At 69.4% G+C, this 15,844-nt stretch carries 16 protein-coding genes; 8 read left to right on the top strand and 8 right to left on the bottom strand.

The annotated features are described in order from the left end of the window. The first annotated feature begins 45 nt into the window (after window positions 1–45). The 4 genes from M1L60_RS37580 to M1L60_RS37565 all read left to right on the top strand — a co-directional run bounded on the left by M1L60_RS37580 (window position 46) and on the right by M1L60_RS37565 (window position 4,240). Entirely contained in the window at window positions 46–750 is a 705-nt protein-coding gene (locus M1L60_RS37580) for a maleylpyruvate isomerase family mycothiol-dependent enzyme (RefSeq protein ID WP_253242342.1), read from the top strand. Further along, window positions 750–1,397, top strand: a complete 648-nt coding sequence (locus tag M1L60_RS37575) for an MBL fold metallo-hydrolase (RefSeq protein ID WP_253242341.1) — start codon at window positions 750–752, stop codon at window positions 1,395–1,397. The genes M1L60_RS37580 and M1L60_RS37575 overlap by 1 nt, the downstream gene beginning before the upstream one ends. A 102-nt stretch (window positions 1,398–1,499) precedes the next feature. Next, on the top strand, window positions 1,500–2,744 hold the full coding sequence (locus tag M1L60_RS37570; RefSeq protein WP_253242340.1) for an ATP-binding protein: 1,245 nt from the start codon (window positions 1,500–1,502) through the stop codon (window positions 2,742–2,744). Between the two features lie 53 nt (window positions 2,745–2,797). Next, window positions 2,798–4,240 carry a GGDEF domain-containing protein gene (locus tag M1L60_RS37565; protein ID WP_253242339.1) on the top strand — a complete coding sequence of 481 codons (1,443 nt, stop codon included), beginning with the start codon at window positions 2,798–2,800 and terminating at the stop codon, window positions 4,238–4,240. A 2-nt stretch (window positions 4,241–4,242) separates the two neighbouring features. Here M1L60_RS37565 and M1L60_RS37560 read toward each other — a convergent pair whose 3' ends face one another. The 3 genes from M1L60_RS37560 to M1L60_RS37550 are packed head-to-tail and all read right to left on the bottom strand — an operon-like array spanning window position 4,243 to window position 7,239. After that, window positions 4,243–4,629: a MerR family transcriptional regulator gene (locus tag M1L60_RS37560; RefSeq protein ID WP_253242338.1), complete on the bottom strand. Its 387-nt coding sequence runs from the start codon at window positions 4,627–4,629 to the stop codon at window positions 4,243–4,245. After that, window positions 4,626–6,077, bottom strand: coding sequence for a SulP family inorganic anion transporter (locus M1L60_RS37555; RefSeq protein WP_253242337.1), 1,452 nt, complete (start codon window positions 6,075–6,077; stop codon window positions 4,626–4,628). The genes M1L60_RS37560 and M1L60_RS37555 overlap by 4 nt, the downstream gene beginning before the upstream one ends. A gap of 40 nt (window positions 6,078–6,117) precedes the next feature. Next, window positions 6,118–7,239, bottom strand: a complete 1,122-nt coding sequence (locus M1L60_RS37550) for an epoxide hydrolase family protein (protein WP_253242336.1) — start codon at window positions 7,237–7,239, stop codon at window positions 6,118–6,120. Window positions 7,240–7,325: 86 nt separating this feature from the next. Between M1L60_RS37550 and M1L60_RS37545 the strand changes: the two genes are divergently transcribed. Beyond that, entirely contained in the window at window positions 7,326–7,922 is a 597-nt protein-coding gene (locus M1L60_RS37545; RefSeq protein WP_253242335.1) for a TetR/AcrR family transcriptional regulator, read from the top strand. A 90-nt stretch (window positions 7,923–8,012) separates the two neighbouring features. Beyond that, window positions 8,013–8,543, top strand: a complete 531-nt coding sequence (locus M1L60_RS37540; RefSeq protein ID WP_253242334.1) for an ATP-dependent Clp protease proteolytic subunit — start codon at window positions 8,013–8,015, stop codon at window positions 8,541–8,543. Window positions 8,544–8,587: 44 nt separating this feature from the next. Here the strand turns inward: M1L60_RS37540 and M1L60_RS37535 are convergent, their stop codons facing one another. Both M1L60_RS37535 and M1L60_RS37530 read right to left on the bottom strand, forming a co-directional pair. Then, window positions 8,588–9,013, bottom strand: coding sequence for an uL11 family ribosomal protein (locus tag M1L60_RS37535; protein ID WP_253242333.1), 426 nt, complete (start codon window positions 9,011–9,013; stop codon window positions 8,588–8,590). Between the two features lie 149 nt (window positions 9,014–9,162). Continuing rightward, window positions 9,163–9,966, bottom strand: a complete 804-nt coding sequence (locus tag M1L60_RS37530) for a transglycosylase SLT domain-containing protein (protein WP_253242332.1) — start codon at window positions 9,964–9,966, stop codon at window positions 9,163–9,165. A gap of 140 nt (window positions 9,967–10,106) precedes the next feature. On the opposite strand from M1L60_RS37530, the gene typA reads away from it, so the two are divergent. Next, window positions 10,107–11,972, top strand: a complete 1,866-nt coding sequence (gene typA, locus M1L60_RS37525; RefSeq protein ID WP_253242331.1) for a translational GTPase TypA — start codon at window positions 10,107–10,109, stop codon at window positions 11,970–11,972. Between the two features lie 335 nt (window positions 11,973–12,307). Here typA and M1L60_RS37520 read toward each other — a convergent pair whose 3' ends face one another. After that, window positions 12,308–13,309, bottom strand: a complete 1,002-nt coding sequence (locus M1L60_RS37520) for a TerC family protein (protein WP_253242330.1) — start codon at window positions 13,307–13,309, stop codon at window positions 12,308–12,310. A 340-nt stretch (window positions 13,310–13,649) separates the two neighbouring features. Here M1L60_RS37520 and M1L60_RS37515 point away from each other — a divergent pair, with 340 nt between their 5' ends. After that, the gene (locus tag M1L60_RS37515; protein ID WP_253242329.1) at window positions 13,650–13,949 is read left to right on the top strand and encodes an antibiotic biosynthesis monooxygenase family protein; all 300 of its coding nucleotides are present in this window, start codon (window positions 13,650–13,652) and stop codon (window positions 13,947–13,949) included. Here the strand turns inward: M1L60_RS37515 and M1L60_RS37510 are convergent. Both M1L60_RS37510 and M1L60_RS37505 read right to left on the bottom strand, forming a co-directional pair. Then, a complete protein-coding gene (locus M1L60_RS37510; RefSeq protein ID WP_253242328.1) occupies window positions 13,946–14,674 on the bottom strand; it encodes a VOC family protein in 729 nt (242 codons plus the stop codon). The two genes, M1L60_RS37515 and M1L60_RS37510, sit on opposite strands and share 4 nt — an antisense overlap. Window positions 14,675–14,913: 239 nt before the next feature. Then, window positions 14,914–15,844 (bottom strand): GNAT family N-acetyltransferase (locus M1L60_RS37505; RefSeq protein WP_253242327.1); only part of this gene is annotated, 931 nt, incomplete at its 5' end.

The raw sequence follows: 15,844 nt of genomic DNA, 5'->3' as shown, positions 1-15,844 counted from the left end.
CGCTACCCGGGCGAAAGCGATTTCCTCTCCACTAGGGTTCTCAGCGTGACTATGGATCCGCTCGTCCTGCTCACTGACGTCGACCGAGCCACCGACGACCTGCTGCGCACCGCGGCCGACCTCGACCCGGCGGCCGTCGGCGCGCCGTCGCGGCTGCCCGGGTGGACCGTCGGGCACGTGCTGACCCACGTGGCCCGCAACGCCGACGCGATGACCAACCTGCTGACCACGGCCCGCACCGGGGTCGACACCCCGCCGTACGCCTCGCCGGAAGCGCGCGAAGCGGGCATCTCCGACGGCGCCGGCCGTCCCCTGCGCGAGCAACTGGAAGACATCCGCGCCGCCCACGAGCGGTTCGCCGACGCCGGCGCGGCCCTGCCGGCCGAGGGGTGGGCGTACTTCCTGCCCTGGTTGGGGCAGTCGGCCGCGGCCGTGCCGTGGGCCCGGCTCCGCGAGGTGACCGTGCACCACGCCGACCTGGGCCTGGGCTACACGCCGGCCGACTGGTCGGACGCGTTCGCCCTGCGGCTGCTGCGCGAGGTCGTCGCCGGGGCCGGCCCGGACACGCCGGCCGTGCAGCTGCGGCCCTACGGCATCGAGCACGCGCTCACCATCGGCGACGACCCGGACGCGCCCGTCGTCGGCGGGCCGACCAAGTCGATCGCGGCCTGGCTGACCGGCCGCGGCGACGGCGCCGACCTGACCGTCTCGCCCGACGGCGAGCTCCCGACCCCAGCGAGGTGGAAGTGATGGCGTACACCGGCGAAGTGACCCGGGGCGGCCCGGCCGCCGTTCGTGACCTGGGCTCCCTCACCATCACCAAGGTGTCGGTGGGCGAGATGGACAACAACGCCTACCTGCTGCGCAGCGGCGACGAACAGCTCCTGATCGACGCCGCGGCCGATTCCCGTACGCTGCTCGACCTGATCGGCGAGGCCGGCCTCGAGACGGTGGTGACGACCCACCGTCACGGCGACCACTGGCAGGCGCTGGCCGAGGTGGTCGAGGCCACCGGCGCCGCCTCGCTGGCCCACGCCGACGACGCGGCCGAGATCCCCGTGGTCACCGGCACCGTGCGCGAGGGCGCCCTGATCGCGGTCGGCGAGCACGCGCTCGAGGTGATCCACCTGGTCGGCCACACGCCGGGCTCGATCGCCCTGCTCTTCCACGACCCGAACGGCGTCGGCCACCTCTTCACCGGCGACAGCCTGTTCCCCGGCGGCGTCGGCAACACGCGCGGCAACAAGCAGAACTTCGAGTCGCTGCTCAACGACGTCGAGCTCAAGCTGTTCAACCGCCTGCCCGACGAGACCTGGTTCTACCCGGGCCACGGCAACGACTCCACCCTGGGCCAGGAACGCCCCCACCTGGCCGAATGGCGCGACCGCGGCTGGTGACCGTCCGCCTCGCGACCGAATGACCACAGAAATAGCGGCCAGATGACCACGCAGGTGGCGGCCAAATGACCACACGGGCCCGCTGCAGCGCATAATAATTCCATGTCAGAGGTGATCCCCCGGCGCGCTCAGGCCCTGGTCGACGAAGCTCTCGGCGATACCCGTGTGGTGCTCGTCAACGGCGCGCGTCAGGCCGGCAAGAGCACGCTCACCCGGCTCGCGACCGCGGATCGCACGGGAACGACGGTCCGACTGCTCGACGACCCCACCGTGCTGCGGGCCGCCCAGGACGACCCGGCCAGTTTCGTCGATCACTCGGGTCTGATGGTCATCGACGAGATCCAGCTCGCGCCCGAACTGCTGCGGCCCATCAAACTGAAGGTCGACCTCGATCCGCGGCCGGGTCAGTTCATCCTGACCGGCTCCTCTCGCGTCCTGGCCCTGCGCACCCTGCCGGACGCGCTTCCGGGCCGGATGGAAATCATCGAACTCTGGCCGTTCTCCCAGGGTGAACTGGGTCGTGAGCCGGACGACTTCGTCGATGCCGCCTTCCGTCACGGGGACACCCTCGACCGGTCGTCGAGCCTTCGCCGGCGGGACTACCTCGAGCGGGCGGTCGCCGGCGGTTTCCCCGAAGCGGTTCGCCGGACGCCCCGCCGCCGGGCCGCCTTCTTCGACTCGTACCTGTCGACCCTCATCGAGCGCGATGTGCTCGAGCTTTCCAGCATCGAGCGCCGCGGCGACATGTTCAAGCTGCTCACCCTGCTCGCCGGCCGCGCCGCCCACCTGCTCGTACCCGGAACGCTGGCCGGCCAGGTCGGCCTCTCCCGGTCGACCCTGGTCCGTTACCTCGAGCTGCTGTCCTCGGTCTTCCTCATCAAGAGCGTCCCGGCCTGGTCGACCAACCTCACCCAGCGTGCCGTCGGCACGTCGAAACTCGCCCTGGTCGACACGGGTGTGGCCTGCCATCTCATCGGCCAGGACGCGGCTCGCCTCGGAGAGCCGGGCGGCGCGGCCGGGCAGATCGTGGAGAACTTCGTCCTGATGGAACTGGCGCGCCAACTGACCTGGGCCGAGCAGCGAGCGTCACTCTTCCACTTCCGCACCAAGGACGGGGTGGAGGTCGACGGGGTGCTGCAGACACCGGACGGCCGGGTTGTCGGCATCGAGGTCAAGGCCGGGGCGTCGGTGCGTACGGAAGATCTCCGCGGCCTCCGGCACCTGGCCCGGCTGCTGGGCGATCGCTTCGTCGCCGGCTATGTCCTCTACACCGGCCAGCAGACCCTTTCGTTCGGTGATCGCATCCGAGCTCTCCCTCTCGACGCCCTGTGGACGGTGTCCCCGTGACCAGGGACCGGTAGTTGGCTTGAGCGGTGCTCGTTCATGCCGATGAGGTAGGTATGAGACGTGTGCCGGCCCTTCTGGTGCCCGCGTTCGCCCTGCTCGCCGGGTCGGTGTCGGCGTTCGCGCCGGGGACGGCGGCGGCGCACTGGTCGTACCTGGGGGCGTTCGCGGCCATGGTCGGGCTGGCCTGGGTGCGGATGCGCACGCTGCGCGGCCCGACGCGGTCCGGGTACGCCTTCATCGTGGCTGCCCTGTCGGTCTGGCTGGCCGGCGACCTGCTCTACGACACGCTCACCTGGATCACCGGCGGCCTGGGCGAGGTGACCCCGTCCGACCTGCTGTGGATCGCCGGTTACCCGCTGCTGGCGGCCGGACTGGTCCGCCTGACCCAGCTGCGCGCGCCCGGCCGGCTGCGCGAAGGCCTGCTCGACGGGCTCGTCATGGCCACAGTCATGGCCTGGCTCTGCTGGCAGTTCATCATCCTGCCGGCGGCCGAGGACCAGCGCCTGTCGTTGCAGGTGGCGGTGGCGGCGTTCTATCCGTTCGGCGACGTGCTGCTGTTCGCCGCGATCGCGGTGCTCGTGCTGGTCCCGGGCACCAAGCGCGGCCCGACGCCCTACCTGGTCGGCGCGCTCGCCCTCACCCTGGTCGGCGACATCGGCATCTCGACGCTGCCGGAGCTGTTCCCCAGCCTGTCCCGGGCCGTGCAGGCCGAACGCCTCGACGGCGTGCTGCTGCTGGCCAACAGCCTGCTCGTGGCCGCGGTCGTGCATCGGGACGCGGACCGGATCGCCGATCGGATCACCCGTGAGCAGCGGCTGCACCCGGCCCGGGTCGTCTTCCTGGGCATCGCGTTGTTGGTGCTGCCCACGATGGCCGGGCTGCACAGCTTCGAGGGCACGCTGAGCCGAGTGTCGCTGGTGGTCTCGGTGGTGCTGATGACGACGCTGATCCTGGTGCGGTTCGTCTTCGTGGTCCGCGAGCAGGAACGGATCCGGGCCGTGCTGGCCCACCAGGCCGAGCACGACCAGCTGACCGGGCTGGCCAACCGCCCGGCGCTGCGCACGATGCTGGAGGCCGCCCTGACCCGGCCGCGGGACGACGCCTTCGGCCCGGTGCTGTTCTATCTCGATCTGAACGGCTTCAAGCAGGTCAACGATCGCTACGGGCACGCCGCGGGCGACTTCGTGCTGGTCGAGTTCGCTCGCCGCCTGGTCGCCGAGGTGCGTCCGGGTGACGTGGCGGCCCGCCTCGGCGGCGACGAGTTCGTGGTGCTGGCCGAGCACGTGGACAGCGAGGAGGCGGCCCACGCCCTGGCCGGGCGGCTGCGGGCCCTGGCGGCTGAGCCCGTACGCCGGGGTGACGAGGTTTACGAGGTCGGCGTCAGCATCGGTCTGGCCGCGGCCGGCCGGCTCCCCCAGCCCGACGCGGACGCCCTGCTGGCCGCGGCCGACGTCGAGATGTACGCCGAGAAGACAGCCCGCCTGACCTCGGCCTGACCTCAGCTGTGCTCGGCCAGGTGCTGCTTCATCTGCCCGGCGAATTCCTCGGCGTACGCCAGCTGGTCGCGCAGCGCCTGCACCCGGGCCTCGGCCGCCTGGTGGAAGCCGGCCAGCCGGTCGAGCAGCGCGGCCCGCTCCCCCGTGCCCGCGGTCAGGTCGTCGAGAATTTCCAGCAGGTCCCGCATCTCGTCGAGGGTGAAGCCGAGCGGCTTCATGCGCTTGACCACGCGCAGCCGGTCGAGGTCGGGCTCGGTGTAGAGCCGGAACCCGCCGTCGCTGCGGGCGGACGGCACGATCAGCCCGGCCTCCTCGTAGTGGCGGATGGTGCGGATGCTCAGCCCGACCCGATCCGCCGCCTCGCCGATTTGCATGTGCCGTCCCGTCATGCGTTCAGTCTGCCTGCGAGGTTCTTGTGGAAGTCGGCGCTGGCCTCGTTGAGCCCGATGATCTCGACGTTCTTGCCGTGGGCGGCGTACTTGGTGTTGATGGCGTCGAGCGCGGCCACCGACGACGCGTCCCAGATGTGGGCGCCGCCCATGTCGATGACGACGTGCTCGGGGTCGCCCACGTAGTCGAACTGGTGCACGAGGTCGTTGCTCGAGGCGAAGAACAGCTCCCCCCGTACGGAATAGGTGTTGCCGTTCTTGCTGACCTCGGTGAAGTGGGCGACCCGGCGCGCGAAGACGATCATCGCCGCGAGCACGCCCAGCACCACTCCGACGGCCAGGTTCTTGGTGGCCAGCGTGCCCGCCACGGTGACCACCATCACGATGATCTCGCCGGCGGGCATGCGCTTGAGGGTGGCCGGCGCGATGCTGTGCCAGTCGAACGTTCCGACCGACACGATGATCATCACGGCGACCAGGGCGGCCATCGGGATCAGGGCCACGACGTCGCCCAGCGCCACCACCAGGATCAGCAGGAACGTGCCGGCCAGGAAGGTCGACAACCGGGTCCGGGCGCCGGAGACCTTCACGTTGATCATCGTCTGGCCGATCATCGCGCAGCCGCCCATGCCGCCGAAGAAACCGGTGACGATGTTGGCCACGCCCTGGCCCCACGACTCGCGGGTCTTGTCGGAGCGGGTGTCGGTGACGTCGTCGACCAGTTTGGCCGTCATCAGCGATTCCATCAGCCCGACCAGGGCGATGCCCAGGGCGTACGGTGCGATGATCTGCAAGGTGCCTAGGCTGAACGGCACGTCGGGCAGGCCCAGCGTGGGCAGGCTGCCCGGCAGCTCACCCTCGTCGCCGACGGTCGGCACCACGACGTGCGCGACCAGCGTGAACACGGTGAGCAGGACGATCGCCACCAGCGGGGCCGGCACCGCGGTGGTCAGCCGGGGCAGCAGCACGATCACGGCCAGCGCGACCGCGACCAGCGGATAGACCAGCCACGGCACGCCGATCAGGTGCGGCACCTGCGCGCTGAAGATCAGGATGGCCAGCGCGTTGACGAAGCCGACCATGACGCTGCGCGGGATGAACCGCATCAGCTTGGCCACCCCGATCAGCGCCAGCACGACCTGCAGCAGCCCGCCCAGGATGACCGCGGCGATCAGGTAGTCGAGGCCGTGCTCCTTGGCCAGGGGCGCCACGACCAGGGCGATGGCCCCGGTGGCGGCCGAGATCATGGCCGGCCGGCCCCCGGTGAAGGCGATCGTGACGGCCATGGTGAACGACGCGAACAGCCCCACCTTGGGGTCGACCCCGGCCAGGATCGAGAACGAGATGGCCTCGGGGATCAGCGCGAGCGCCACCACCAGGCCGGCCAGGATTTCGGTACGCAGTACACGGGGTGAAGCCAGCCAGGCCGGCCTGTTGATCGAGGGCACGAGAGGGAACCCTACTCTTCCGTAAGAGGAGAGTTTGCCGTCAGTGGCGAAGTGTGTGGAAGAACGCACGCACGTCGTCGGCGAACATCTTGGGCTGCTCGGCCGAAAGGAAGTTCCCACCGGCGGGCAGCTCGGTCCAGTGCGTGACCGGGGTGTCCCGCTCGGCGAACCGGCGCACCGTGATGTCGGTGACGCCCAGTGCCACCCCCAGCGGCACGGCCGACTTCTCTTTCGGAGCCCACGCCGAGGGGTCGTGCGCCATCTCCCAGTACAGGTTGGCCGAGGAACCGGCCGTGCCGGTGAACCAGTACAGGCTCACGTTGGTCAGCAGCAGATCGCGGTCGACCGCGTCCTCGGGCCGCACGGCGGCCGGGTCGGTCCACTCCTGGAACTTCTCGACGATCCAGGCCAACTGGCCGACCGGCGAGTCGTGCAGACCGAAGGCCAGCGTCTGGGGCCGGGTCGACTGGATGGCGTTGAAGCCCATCTTGTCGTCGCGGAACTCCTGCAACCGGCCCAGCCGCGCCTGCTCGGCCTCGGTCAGCCCCTCGAACTCGGCCGGATCGCCCAGCGGGAACGTGATGTGGCCGTTGACGTGCACGCCGATCACCTTGCGCGGCTGCTGGCGGCCCATCTCGACCGCGATGGCGGCGCCACCGCCGTTGCCCTGCACCCCGTAGCGCTCGTAGCCGAGCCGGCTCATCACCTCGTTGAGCGCGGCCGCGCTGCGGGCCGTGTTCCAGCCCGCCTCGGTCAGCGGGCCGCTGAAGGCGACGCCCGGGTTGCTGGCCAGCACCAGGTGGAAGTCGGGGCTCAGCGCCTCGACCACCGGCTGGTAGAGCGCGAACGAGCCGGGCCAGTCGTGGCTGATCAGCAGCGGGACCGCCTCGGGGTTGGCCGAGCGGATGTGCGCGAAGTGCAGCGTCTGCCCGTCGACCTCGGTCGTGAACTGGGGCAATTCGTTGAGCCGGGCCTCGGCGGCCCGCCAGTCGAACTCTCCGCCCCAGTAGGCGGCCAGCTCTTGCAGGTAGGCCACCGGAACGCCGCGCTGCCAGCCCTGGCCGGGGATCTCGCTGCCCCAGCGGGTGCGGGCGAGGCGGTCGCGGAGGTCGGCGACGTCTTTCTCGTCGACGGCGATGCGGAAGGGGCGGATCTCGGTCATGTCAGCCTCTTTCAAGGGAACGGAATACTTCGTTCCGTTTCAAGGTAGCAGAGCGGAACGTTCCGTTCCAGGGGTAATCTGTGCTCATGAGGACTCAAGGGGCCGCCCGCAACAGCGAGGCCATCCTGGCCGCGGCCCGCGAGGTGTTCTTGGCCGACGCCCGCGCGCCGATCTCAGCCGTCGCCGAGCGGGCCGGGGTCGGCATCAGCGCGCTCTACCGGCGTTACCCCGGCAAAGAAGACCTGCTGCGCACCCTCTGCCATGACGGGCTGCGCCGGTTCATCGCCGAGGCCGAGCAGGCCGCTCGCGAAGCCGACGACTGGGCGGCGTTCGAGCAGTTCCTGCGCGGGGTGGTCGAGGCCGACGTTCACTCGCTGACCGTGCACCTGGCCGGCACGTTCACCCCCACGGCCGAGATGAACACCGATGCGATGCGGGCCGGCGTGCTCGGCGACGCGCTGTTCGAGCGCGCCCTTCCCCGCATGCGGCCGGGTGCCGTCGCCGCCGACGTGACGGTGCTGCTCGAGATGTGCGCCGCGGTCCGGGTCCCCGGTGACGCCGACCGCACCACCGACCTGCGCCGCCGCTACGTCACCCTCCTGCTCGACGGCCTCCGCGCCGACGCCCCGCTCCCCGGCCCGCCCCCGACCGAGGCCGAAGTGAACTGGCGCTGGCGGCAGTAACGTAGGGGCGGGAGGTGCTCGGTGGAGATGCGGCACGATCCGGGGCGCTGGGGTCAGCCCCCACAGCCAGAACCGTGGCCCCAACAGAGCATGCCCGGCTGGCTCGAGGAGAAGCTGTTCGACCAGCGCATCGTGCTGGTCCGCGGCCAGCTCACGGCCGAGGCGGCCACCGGCATAGCGGCCGCGCTGCTCACCCTCGACTCGGCCGGTCCGGCCCCGGTGCAGCTGCACCTGGCCAGCCAGGCCGGTGAGCTCGGGGCCGTCCTGTCGATCATCGACGTCATCGACGCCATGACCGCGCCGGTGCACGCGGTGGTCACCTCACAGGCCGGCGGGGCCGTGATCGCCCTGCTGGCCGCGGCCGAGCACCGGGCCGCCTACCGGCACGCCCGGTTCAAGCTCAACGAGCCCCGCTCGACCGGCGTCACCGGCACCGCCGACGAGGTCGCCCGGGCCGCCGGCCAGCACCTGCGCGAACTCGAAGAGGTCACGTTGCGACTGGTCGAGGTGTCCGGGCAGTCTCGCAGCCGGGTCGAGGACGACCTGTCGGCCGGGCGCAGCCTCACCGCTCAGGAGGCCCTCGAGTACGGGCTGATCGACGAGATCATCGGCAAGGCATAGAAAAACGGGCCCCGGGTTCACCCCGGGGCCCGTTCTCAGGTGGTTCAGGAAGCGACCTTCACACCCATCGAGCGGGCGGTGCCGGCGACAACCTTGATCGCGGCGTCGAGGTCGTTCGCGTTGAGGTCGACGATCTTGCGCTCGGCGATCTCTTTGATCTGGGCCTGGCTCAGCGTGCCCACGGTCTGGGTCAGCGGGTTGGACGCGCCCGACTGGATGCCCAGAGCCTTGCGGATCAGGAAGCTGGTCGGCGGCGTCTTGTAGGCCAGCGTGTGACTGCGGTCCTCGTAGACGCTGACGATGACCGGGATGATCTCGCCGCGGTTCTTCGACGTGGCCTCGTCGTACTCGACCTTCACCGCACGCATGTTGGCCCCGGTCGGACCAAGCATCTTGCCGAGGTCGACCATCGCGGCGTTACCCGCCTCAAGCGCGAGGGTTACCTCATGGGTCTTTTTCTTGGGCGGCATTGCGTAAGGCTCCTTAAGGTGAGCTGCACGGGCCCTCAAATCGCAGCTCGCCAGCTTCTTTCGACACACGACAACCCCGAGACCTTACACTCGCCGCTCTCAGCAGCGCAAAACGGGCCCGGGTACTGCCGACTAGTGTATCTCGGCGCTCAGAACTGGTCGCACTCGCACCGGTTCATCAACGAGCGTACGGCCGCCACGTACTCCGGGTTGGGCAGGGTCTTGCTCTCGGCCGCGGCCTCGATGCTGCCCTGACCTGCGTTGTAGCCCGAGATCACGACGTTGAGCAGGCACCACGACGTGTGCGACTTGCACTTGCTCGGGCTGAGGTTGTAGTTCTCCTTGAAGTAGTTCTGCCCGGCCCACCGGGTGAACCACGCGATGTAGTTGGCGCCCACGAACGCGTTGTCCTTGTAGTTCTTGGCGTTGTAGTTCAGCCCGAACCGGTTGTTGATCATCGACACGGTGTCCGGCATCACCTGCATGACACCCGTGCCGCCATCACAGTTGTGGATGTTGGTCTGCCAGCCGCTCTCCTGCCACGCGATGGCCTTGACCAGCGGATAGTTCAACTTCAAGGTCGGCGCTTCGGTACGCCAGTAGATGCGGGCCGAGGCGGTCCGGAGCGCCTTCTTGACCGTCTTCTTGGCCACCGGCTTCGTCTTGTCGTAGTGCGCGCACTCCGGCAGTTCGCTCCAGAACGCGGGTTGCGTCGGCTCGGCGGCCCTGGTCGTGGGCTTCTTCGACGGCTTCTTGGTCGTCGGCGCCGGCGTCGGCGACTCCGTGACCTCGTCGACCGGCTCCGGCTCCTCGGTCGGCGGGGCCACGCTCTCCTCCGTCGAGGCCGGGACCGGCGCGGCCACATCGTCGTCGTCGTTGCCGCGGACCAGGCCGCACCCCGTGGCTATGACCAGCGCGACGACCGCCGCGCCTATCTTGAGTCCTCGCGCCATCTCGTTCCTCCCCGCGTTCACCACTGTCGATGGCGCACGGTAGGCCTACTTTCCGCCCCGGCGCTGCACCCTTAAACCAGGACTGAAACGTCGATGGACCCCGACCCGGGGTCGCAACTTTCACCGGGGACAATGGGTGTATGCAGACCCGCACCGACCTACGCAACGTCGCCATCATCGCCCACGTCGACCATGGCAAAACCACCCTGGTCGACGCCATGCTGCGCCAGGGGAGCCAGTCCCACGCGCGGGGCGAGATGGCCGACCGCGTCATGGACTCCATGGACCTGGAGCGGGAAAAGGGCATCACCATTCTCGCCAAGAACACGGCGATCAGCTACCAGCCCGCCGAGGGTGACCCCGTCACCATCAACATCATCGACACCCCCGGCCACGCCGACTTCGGCGGTGAGGTCGAGCGCGGCCTCACCATGGTCGACGGCGTCGCCCTGCTCGTCGACGCCTCCGAGGGCCCGCTGCCGCAGACCCGCTTCGTGCTCCGCAAGGCGCTCGCGGCCAAGCTCCCGATCATTCTGATCATCAACAAGGTCGACCGGCCCGACGCCCGCATCAAAGAGGTCGTCGACGAGACCTACGAGCTCTTCCTCGACCTCGACGCCGACGAGCACCAGATCGAGTTCCCGATCGTCTACGCGTGTGCGCGCGACGGCATCGCCTCCCTGACCCAGCCCAAGGACGGCACCGTCCCGGAAGACAGCACCGACCTCGAGGTCCTGTTCAGCACGATCCTCGAGACCATCCCCGCCCCCACGTACACCGAGGGCGCGCCGCTGCAGGCCCACGTCGTCAACCTCGACGCGTCGAACTTCCTCGGCCGCCTCGCGCTGTGCCGGGTCCACGAGGGCACGATCCGCAAGGGTCAGACCGTCGCCTGGTGCAAGACCGACGGCACGATCAGCAACGTCCGCATCTCCGAGCTGCTGATCACCGAGGGCCTCGACCGCAAGCCGGCCGAGAGCGCGGGCCCCGGCGACATCATGGCCGTCGCCGGCATCCCCGAGATCATGATCGGCGAGACCCTGGCCGACGCCGAGAACCCGAAGCCCCTCCCCCTGATCACCGTCGACGAGCCGGCCATCTCGATGGTCCTCGGCACCAACACGTCGCCGCTGGTCGGCAAGGTCAAGGGGGCCAAGGTCACGGCCCGCATGGTCAAGGACCGCCTCGACCGCGAGCTCATCGGCAACGTCTCGCTGCGGGTACTCCCGACCGAGCGGCCCGACGCCTGGGAGGTCCAGGGCCGGGGCGAGCTCGCGCTGGCCATCCTGGTCGAGCAGATGCGCCGCGAGAACTACGAGCTCACCGTGGGCAAGCCCCAGGTGGTCACCCGCACCATCGACGGCAAGACGCACGAGCCGGTCGAGCGCCTGACGATCGACGCCCCCGACGAGTACATGGGCGCCATCACCACGCTGCTCTCCACCCGCAAGGGCCGCATGGAAGAGCTGATCAACCACGGCACCGGCTGGCTCCGCATGGAGTGGCTGGTCCCGGCGCGCGGCCTCATCGGCTTCCGCACGGAGTTCCTGACCGAGACCCGCGGCACCGGCATCATGCACCACCTGTTCGAGGACTACGAGCCCTGGTTCGGCGAGCTGCGCACCCGCAACAACGGCTCACTGGTGGCCGACCGGGCCGGCGCGGTCACCCCGTTCGCGATGATCAACATCCAGGAGCGCGGTCAGCTGTTCGTCGAGCCGACCACCGAGGTCTACGAGGGCATGATCGTCGGCGAGAACTCCCGCGAGGACGACATGGACGTCAACATCACCAAGGAGAAGAAGCTCACCAACATGCGCGCGGCCAGCGCCGACAACACCGAAAAGGTGATCCCGCCGCGCAAGCTCTCGCTCGAGCAGGCCCTCGAGTTCTGCCGCGAGGACGAGTGCGTCGAGGTCACCCCGGCCGCCGTCCGCATCCGCAAGGTGGTGCTCGACCAGCAGACCCGTGGCCGCCAGGCCGCCCGCCGCAAGCACCAGCAGTAAGCAACATCAAGAACAGGATGTCGTAGCGGGGCGGTGGGTACAGACCGCCGCTCCCGCCGAGGGCCCGGGCAGGGCGAGCAGGGCGCCGGCGCGCCCAAGGCGCTCACCCCACCCGGGCGACCTGCGTGAGCGGTCGCGCTCGAAAACCAATCAACCCCTCAGGCCGCGTAGCCGGAGGGGTTGATCTTTGAAGTTGGGCGTCACCCATCACTCACGTCGCCGTGGTGGGATGAGCGCCTTGGGCGCGCCAGCGCCCTGCTCATCCCGCCGCGGCCCTCGGCGGGAGCGGCGGTCTGCTACTCACCGCCCCGCTACGACATGGTCTTGATCTGGCTTCAGTGGTTGGAGCCGGCTAGTTCTCTTTTGGCGTCGCGGGAGGATTTGAAGAGGCTGGCGGCGGTGGCGATGCCCAGGGTGCCGAGGATGATCAGCAGGCTGAGCCAGATGGGGATCTCGGGGGCCCAGTGGACGCCGTGGCCGCCGTTGATGAACGACAGGTTGTTGGTGTGCAGGGCCTCGAGGAAGAGCTTGACGCCGATGAAGGCGAGCACCGCGGCCAGGCCGTAGTTGAGGTAGACCAGGCGCTCGAGCAGGCCGCCGAGCAGGAAGAACAGCTGGCGCAGGCCCATCAGCGCGAAGACGTTGGCCGTGAAGACCAGGTACGGCTCTTTGGTGATGCCGAAGATCGCGGGGATCGAGTCGAGCGCGAACAGCAGGTCGGTCGTGCCGATCGCGATCATGACGATGAGCATCGGTGTGAAGAGGCGCTTGCCGGTCTCGGTCAACATCATCATGCGGCCGTCGCCGAACGACGACGAGACGGGCAGGGCGCGCTTGGCCCAGCGGATCAGCACGTTCTCCTTGAAGTCGTCCTCGTCGTTCTCACCCTCCTTGAGCAGGGTGATCGCGGTGTAGACGAGGAACGCCCCGAAGATGTAGAAGACCCAGGAGAACTGCGAGATCAGCGCGGCGCCGGCGGCGATGAACGCGCCGCGCATGATCAGCGCGAGCACGATGCCGATCAGCAGCACCTTCTGCTGCAACTGCCGCGGCACGGCGAACCGAGCCATGATGATCATGAAGATGAAGAGGTTGTCGACGCTCAGCGAGTACTCGGTGAGCCAGCCGGTGTAGAACTCCGCGGCGTACTGCCCGCCGGCGAAGAACCAGATGCCGCCGCCGAAGGCCAGGGCGAGGGCGACGTAGAACGCGACCCAGCTGCTCGACTCTTTCATCGAGGGCTCGTGCGGCCGGCGCCCGATGATCAGCAGATCAACGGCGAGGACGGCGAGGACGACAACCAGGGTGACGATCCAAACCCAGGCGGAGATGTTCAACTAATGCCTCCGGCAGACACGGTCCGGCGCTGCGCCCGCACCGGGAGCGGCGGGAACAGCGACGTGCGACTGTCGGAGGTCTCTTCCGCCGTCTGGGGACGACCGCCGGCCCCGGGTGCGCCCTGCAGGGGGTTGGGCGCTCCGTGTTGACGAGACCGGCACGAGGGAATACTCCCCTCCTACGGCAGCCATTGTGACGCATCGGACGCCACAACGGCAGAGCACCGGGCAAACCGTGTCGAGTGTCATCCCGCGGTAAGCCTCGGGGCGGCCATCTCGACGATACCTCGGCGCAACCCGTATGCGTCCTAGGAACCTAGCCTGTGGCAGGCTGCTGTCCATGGTTCTCGAGGTCGCGCTGATCGACATCACCCCCGGCTCGGAAGACGCCTTCGCCGCCGCGTACCAGATCGGGCATCCGATCCTGGCCGGCACGCCCGGGTGCCGCTCGGTGCGCATGACCCGTGGCGTGGAGTCCCCGTCCCGATTCGTGCTGCTGGTCGAGTGGGACAGCGTCGAGGCCCACCTCGAGAACTTCCGCAACAGCGAACGGTTCACGCAGTGGCGCGGCCTCATCGGCGAGTTCTTCGCGCAGCCGCCGCTGGTCGAGCACTACCTGGACGTCCCGCCGCAGGGCTAGTCCTGTGCGGGGTCACCTTTGGTCAGGCAGTACGTGCCGCCGGCCGGGTCGCGGAAGGTGGTCCAGTGCGGCCACTCGCCGACGAAGGTCGCGCCCAGGGACTCGTGCCACGGGCGGGCGGCCGGGAGGTCGGAGCACGACACGTCGAGGTGGACCGAGGCTGCGCGCTCCTCGTCGAGGCGTTGCAGCAGGAACCGTACGGGGACGGGTGGCTCGGGCTGCAGCCGCACGAACTCGTCGGCCCGCACACCCTCGTCGAGGCGCCACTCCGTGAGCGTCTGCCAGAACCGCACCTCGTCGTCGTAGACCGACGGCGCCAGGTCGAAACACAGCTGGTGCGGGCGCAGGGTGATCCCGCCGGGCCCGTTCGAGGGCCTCGGCCGTACGTGTTGCCCCTGCCATTCAGCCGTGCAGAACTCCAGCCCCGCGGGCGACCGGAACGTCTGCCACCCGTCATGGTCGGCGGCCACGGTGGCCCCGGCGGTGAGGGCCCGCCCGTTGAAGCCGGCCAGATCGTCGACCCAGATGTCGGGGTGGTGGCCGCCGGTCCCGTCCCGCACGCCCTGGATCGCCAGCCAGTCGTCACCGGCGGCGGTCCGCAGACGCACGAACCCCGGGTCCTTCTGCGGCTCAGGATCCGACCCGGTGACCGAGGCCCAGAACGCGACGGCGGCGTCCAACTGCTCCCCAGGCCGATCGATGTACGCGTCCACCCAGCGAATCACTGCGCCACCACTCCCCACACCCCACCCGACACTCGTCATCAGCCCGCTTACCCCGACCTCCACCATCGATGCCACCAAACGAACGCCCACCCAAACCGGCTCACCTAACGCCACCAGCCCACCTAGCGCGGTCAGCCACCTCGCGCTGCCAGCCCACCTCGCATAACCGGCCCACCAAGCGCAGCCAGCCCACTGCCTCGCGCGCGACCGGCGGACCGGGACCGAACTCGTGGATGCGGTCAGCGGTAGCGGGCTCGGCGGCCGCGGTCGGTGAAGCCGAGGCGGCGGTAGAGGTCGGCCGCGCCGGGGTTGTTGACGTTGACGGTGAGCCAGGCATGGGTGCCATCGGCGGCCCGCTGGCGGGAGAGCGATTCGAGGATCAGTGCGGCGGCCAGCCCACGGCGCCGGGCCGACGGCACCACGCCGACCTGGACCACCCAGTCGCGGGCGGCTGTTATGAAGCCGGCGTCGCACAGGTCGGGCAGAGTCACCAGCAGCGAGCAGTCCGGGAGGAAGTCCTCGTCCTCCTCGTTCTCGGCGATCCACTCCTCGGCCGGGTCGCCGGGAAAGCCCGGCCGGTCGGAGAACGACGCGTGATAAGTCGCGTGGAACCGCTGCGCGACCGCCCCGCTCCAGCTGGCGACGGTTACACCCAGCGGCCATTCCGGAGCCGGCGGCAGCGACTCGTCGAGCTCGATCCGCATCACGTCCTCGGCGAATACCTGCCGCAGCCCGCGCGACTCGAACAGCACCGACGCATCCTCGGTCAGCGTCTCACTCTCGACCGTGACACCCATAGCAGCAGCACCGGCCGACCCGAGACCGTCAGCGACAACGTCGGCCGATTCGACCGAGCCGGACGCGTCACCGGTCGTCGCCGAGACACCAGCGGCAGCCGTCCTGGTCGACGCCGACGCGGAGGCCGGAACGCCCGCGTCATCAACGCCGCGGGACACAGCCACCACGGCCGGAACGCCCGCGTCATCAACGCCGCCGGATGCAGCCACTGCAGCCGGAACGCCGACGTCGTCAGCGCCGCGGGACACAGCCACTGCGGCGGGAACGCCCGCGTCATCAACGCCGCGGGACGCAACCACCACGGCCGGAACGCCCGCGTCATCAACGCCGCCGGATGCAGCCACTGCAGCCGGAACGCCGACGTCGTCAGCG

The organism is Paractinoplanes aksuensis, from assembly GCF_024137025.1.
Taxonomy (GTDB): domain Bacteria; phylum Actinomycetota; class Actinomycetes; order Mycobacteriales; family Micromonosporaceae; genus Actinoplanes; species Actinoplanes aksuensis.
The sequence above is the reverse complement of the archived record's forward strand: the minus strand, read 5'-3'. Positions and strand labels throughout refer to the sequence as shown.

Excerpts from the sequence above, each read along its gene's own strand:
- M1L60_RS37575 (WP_253242341.1), top strand. The coding sequence starts at position 750 with ATGGCGTACACCGGCGAAGTGACCCGGGGCGGCCCGGCCGCCGTTCGT.
- M1L60_RS37570 (WP_253242340.1), top strand. The coding sequence starts at position 1,500 with ATGTCAGAGGTGATCCCCCGGCGCGCTCAGGCCCTGGTCGACGAAGCT.
- M1L60_RS37565 (WP_253242339.1), top strand. The coding sequence starts at position 2,798 with ATGAGACGTGTGCCGGCCCTTCTGGTGCCCGCGTTCGCCCTGCTCGCC.
- M1L60_RS37560 (WP_253242338.1), bottom strand. The coding sequence starts at position 4,629 with ATGACGGGACGGCACATGCAAATCGGCGAGGCGGCGGATCGGGTCGGG.
- M1L60_RS37550 (WP_253242336.1), bottom strand. The coding sequence starts at position 7,239 with ATGACCGAGATCCGCCCCTTCCGCATCGCCGTCGACGAGAAAGACGTC.
- M1L60_RS37545 (WP_253242335.1), top strand. The coding sequence starts at position 7,326 with ATGAGGACTCAAGGGGCCGCCCGCAACAGCGAGGCCATCCTGGCCGCG.
- M1L60_RS37540 (WP_253242334.1), top strand. The coding sequence starts at position 8,013 with ATGCCCGGCTGGCTCGAGGAGAAGCTGTTCGACCAGCGCATCGTGCTG.
- M1L60_RS37535 (WP_253242333.1), bottom strand. The coding sequence starts at position 9,013 with ATGCCGCCCAAGAAAAAGACCCATGAGGTAACCCTCGCGCTTGAGGCG.
- M1L60_RS37530 (WP_253242332.1), bottom strand. The coding sequence starts at position 9,966 with ATGGCGCGAGGACTCAAGATAGGCGCGGCGGTCGTCGCGCTGGTCATA.
- typA (WP_253242331.1), top strand. The coding sequence starts at position 10,107 with ATGCAGACCCGCACCGACCTACGCAACGTCGCCATCATCGCCCACGTC.
- M1L60_RS37515 (WP_253242329.1), top strand. The coding sequence starts at position 13,650 with ATGGTTCTCGAGGTCGCGCTGATCGACATCACCCCCGGCTCGGAAGAC.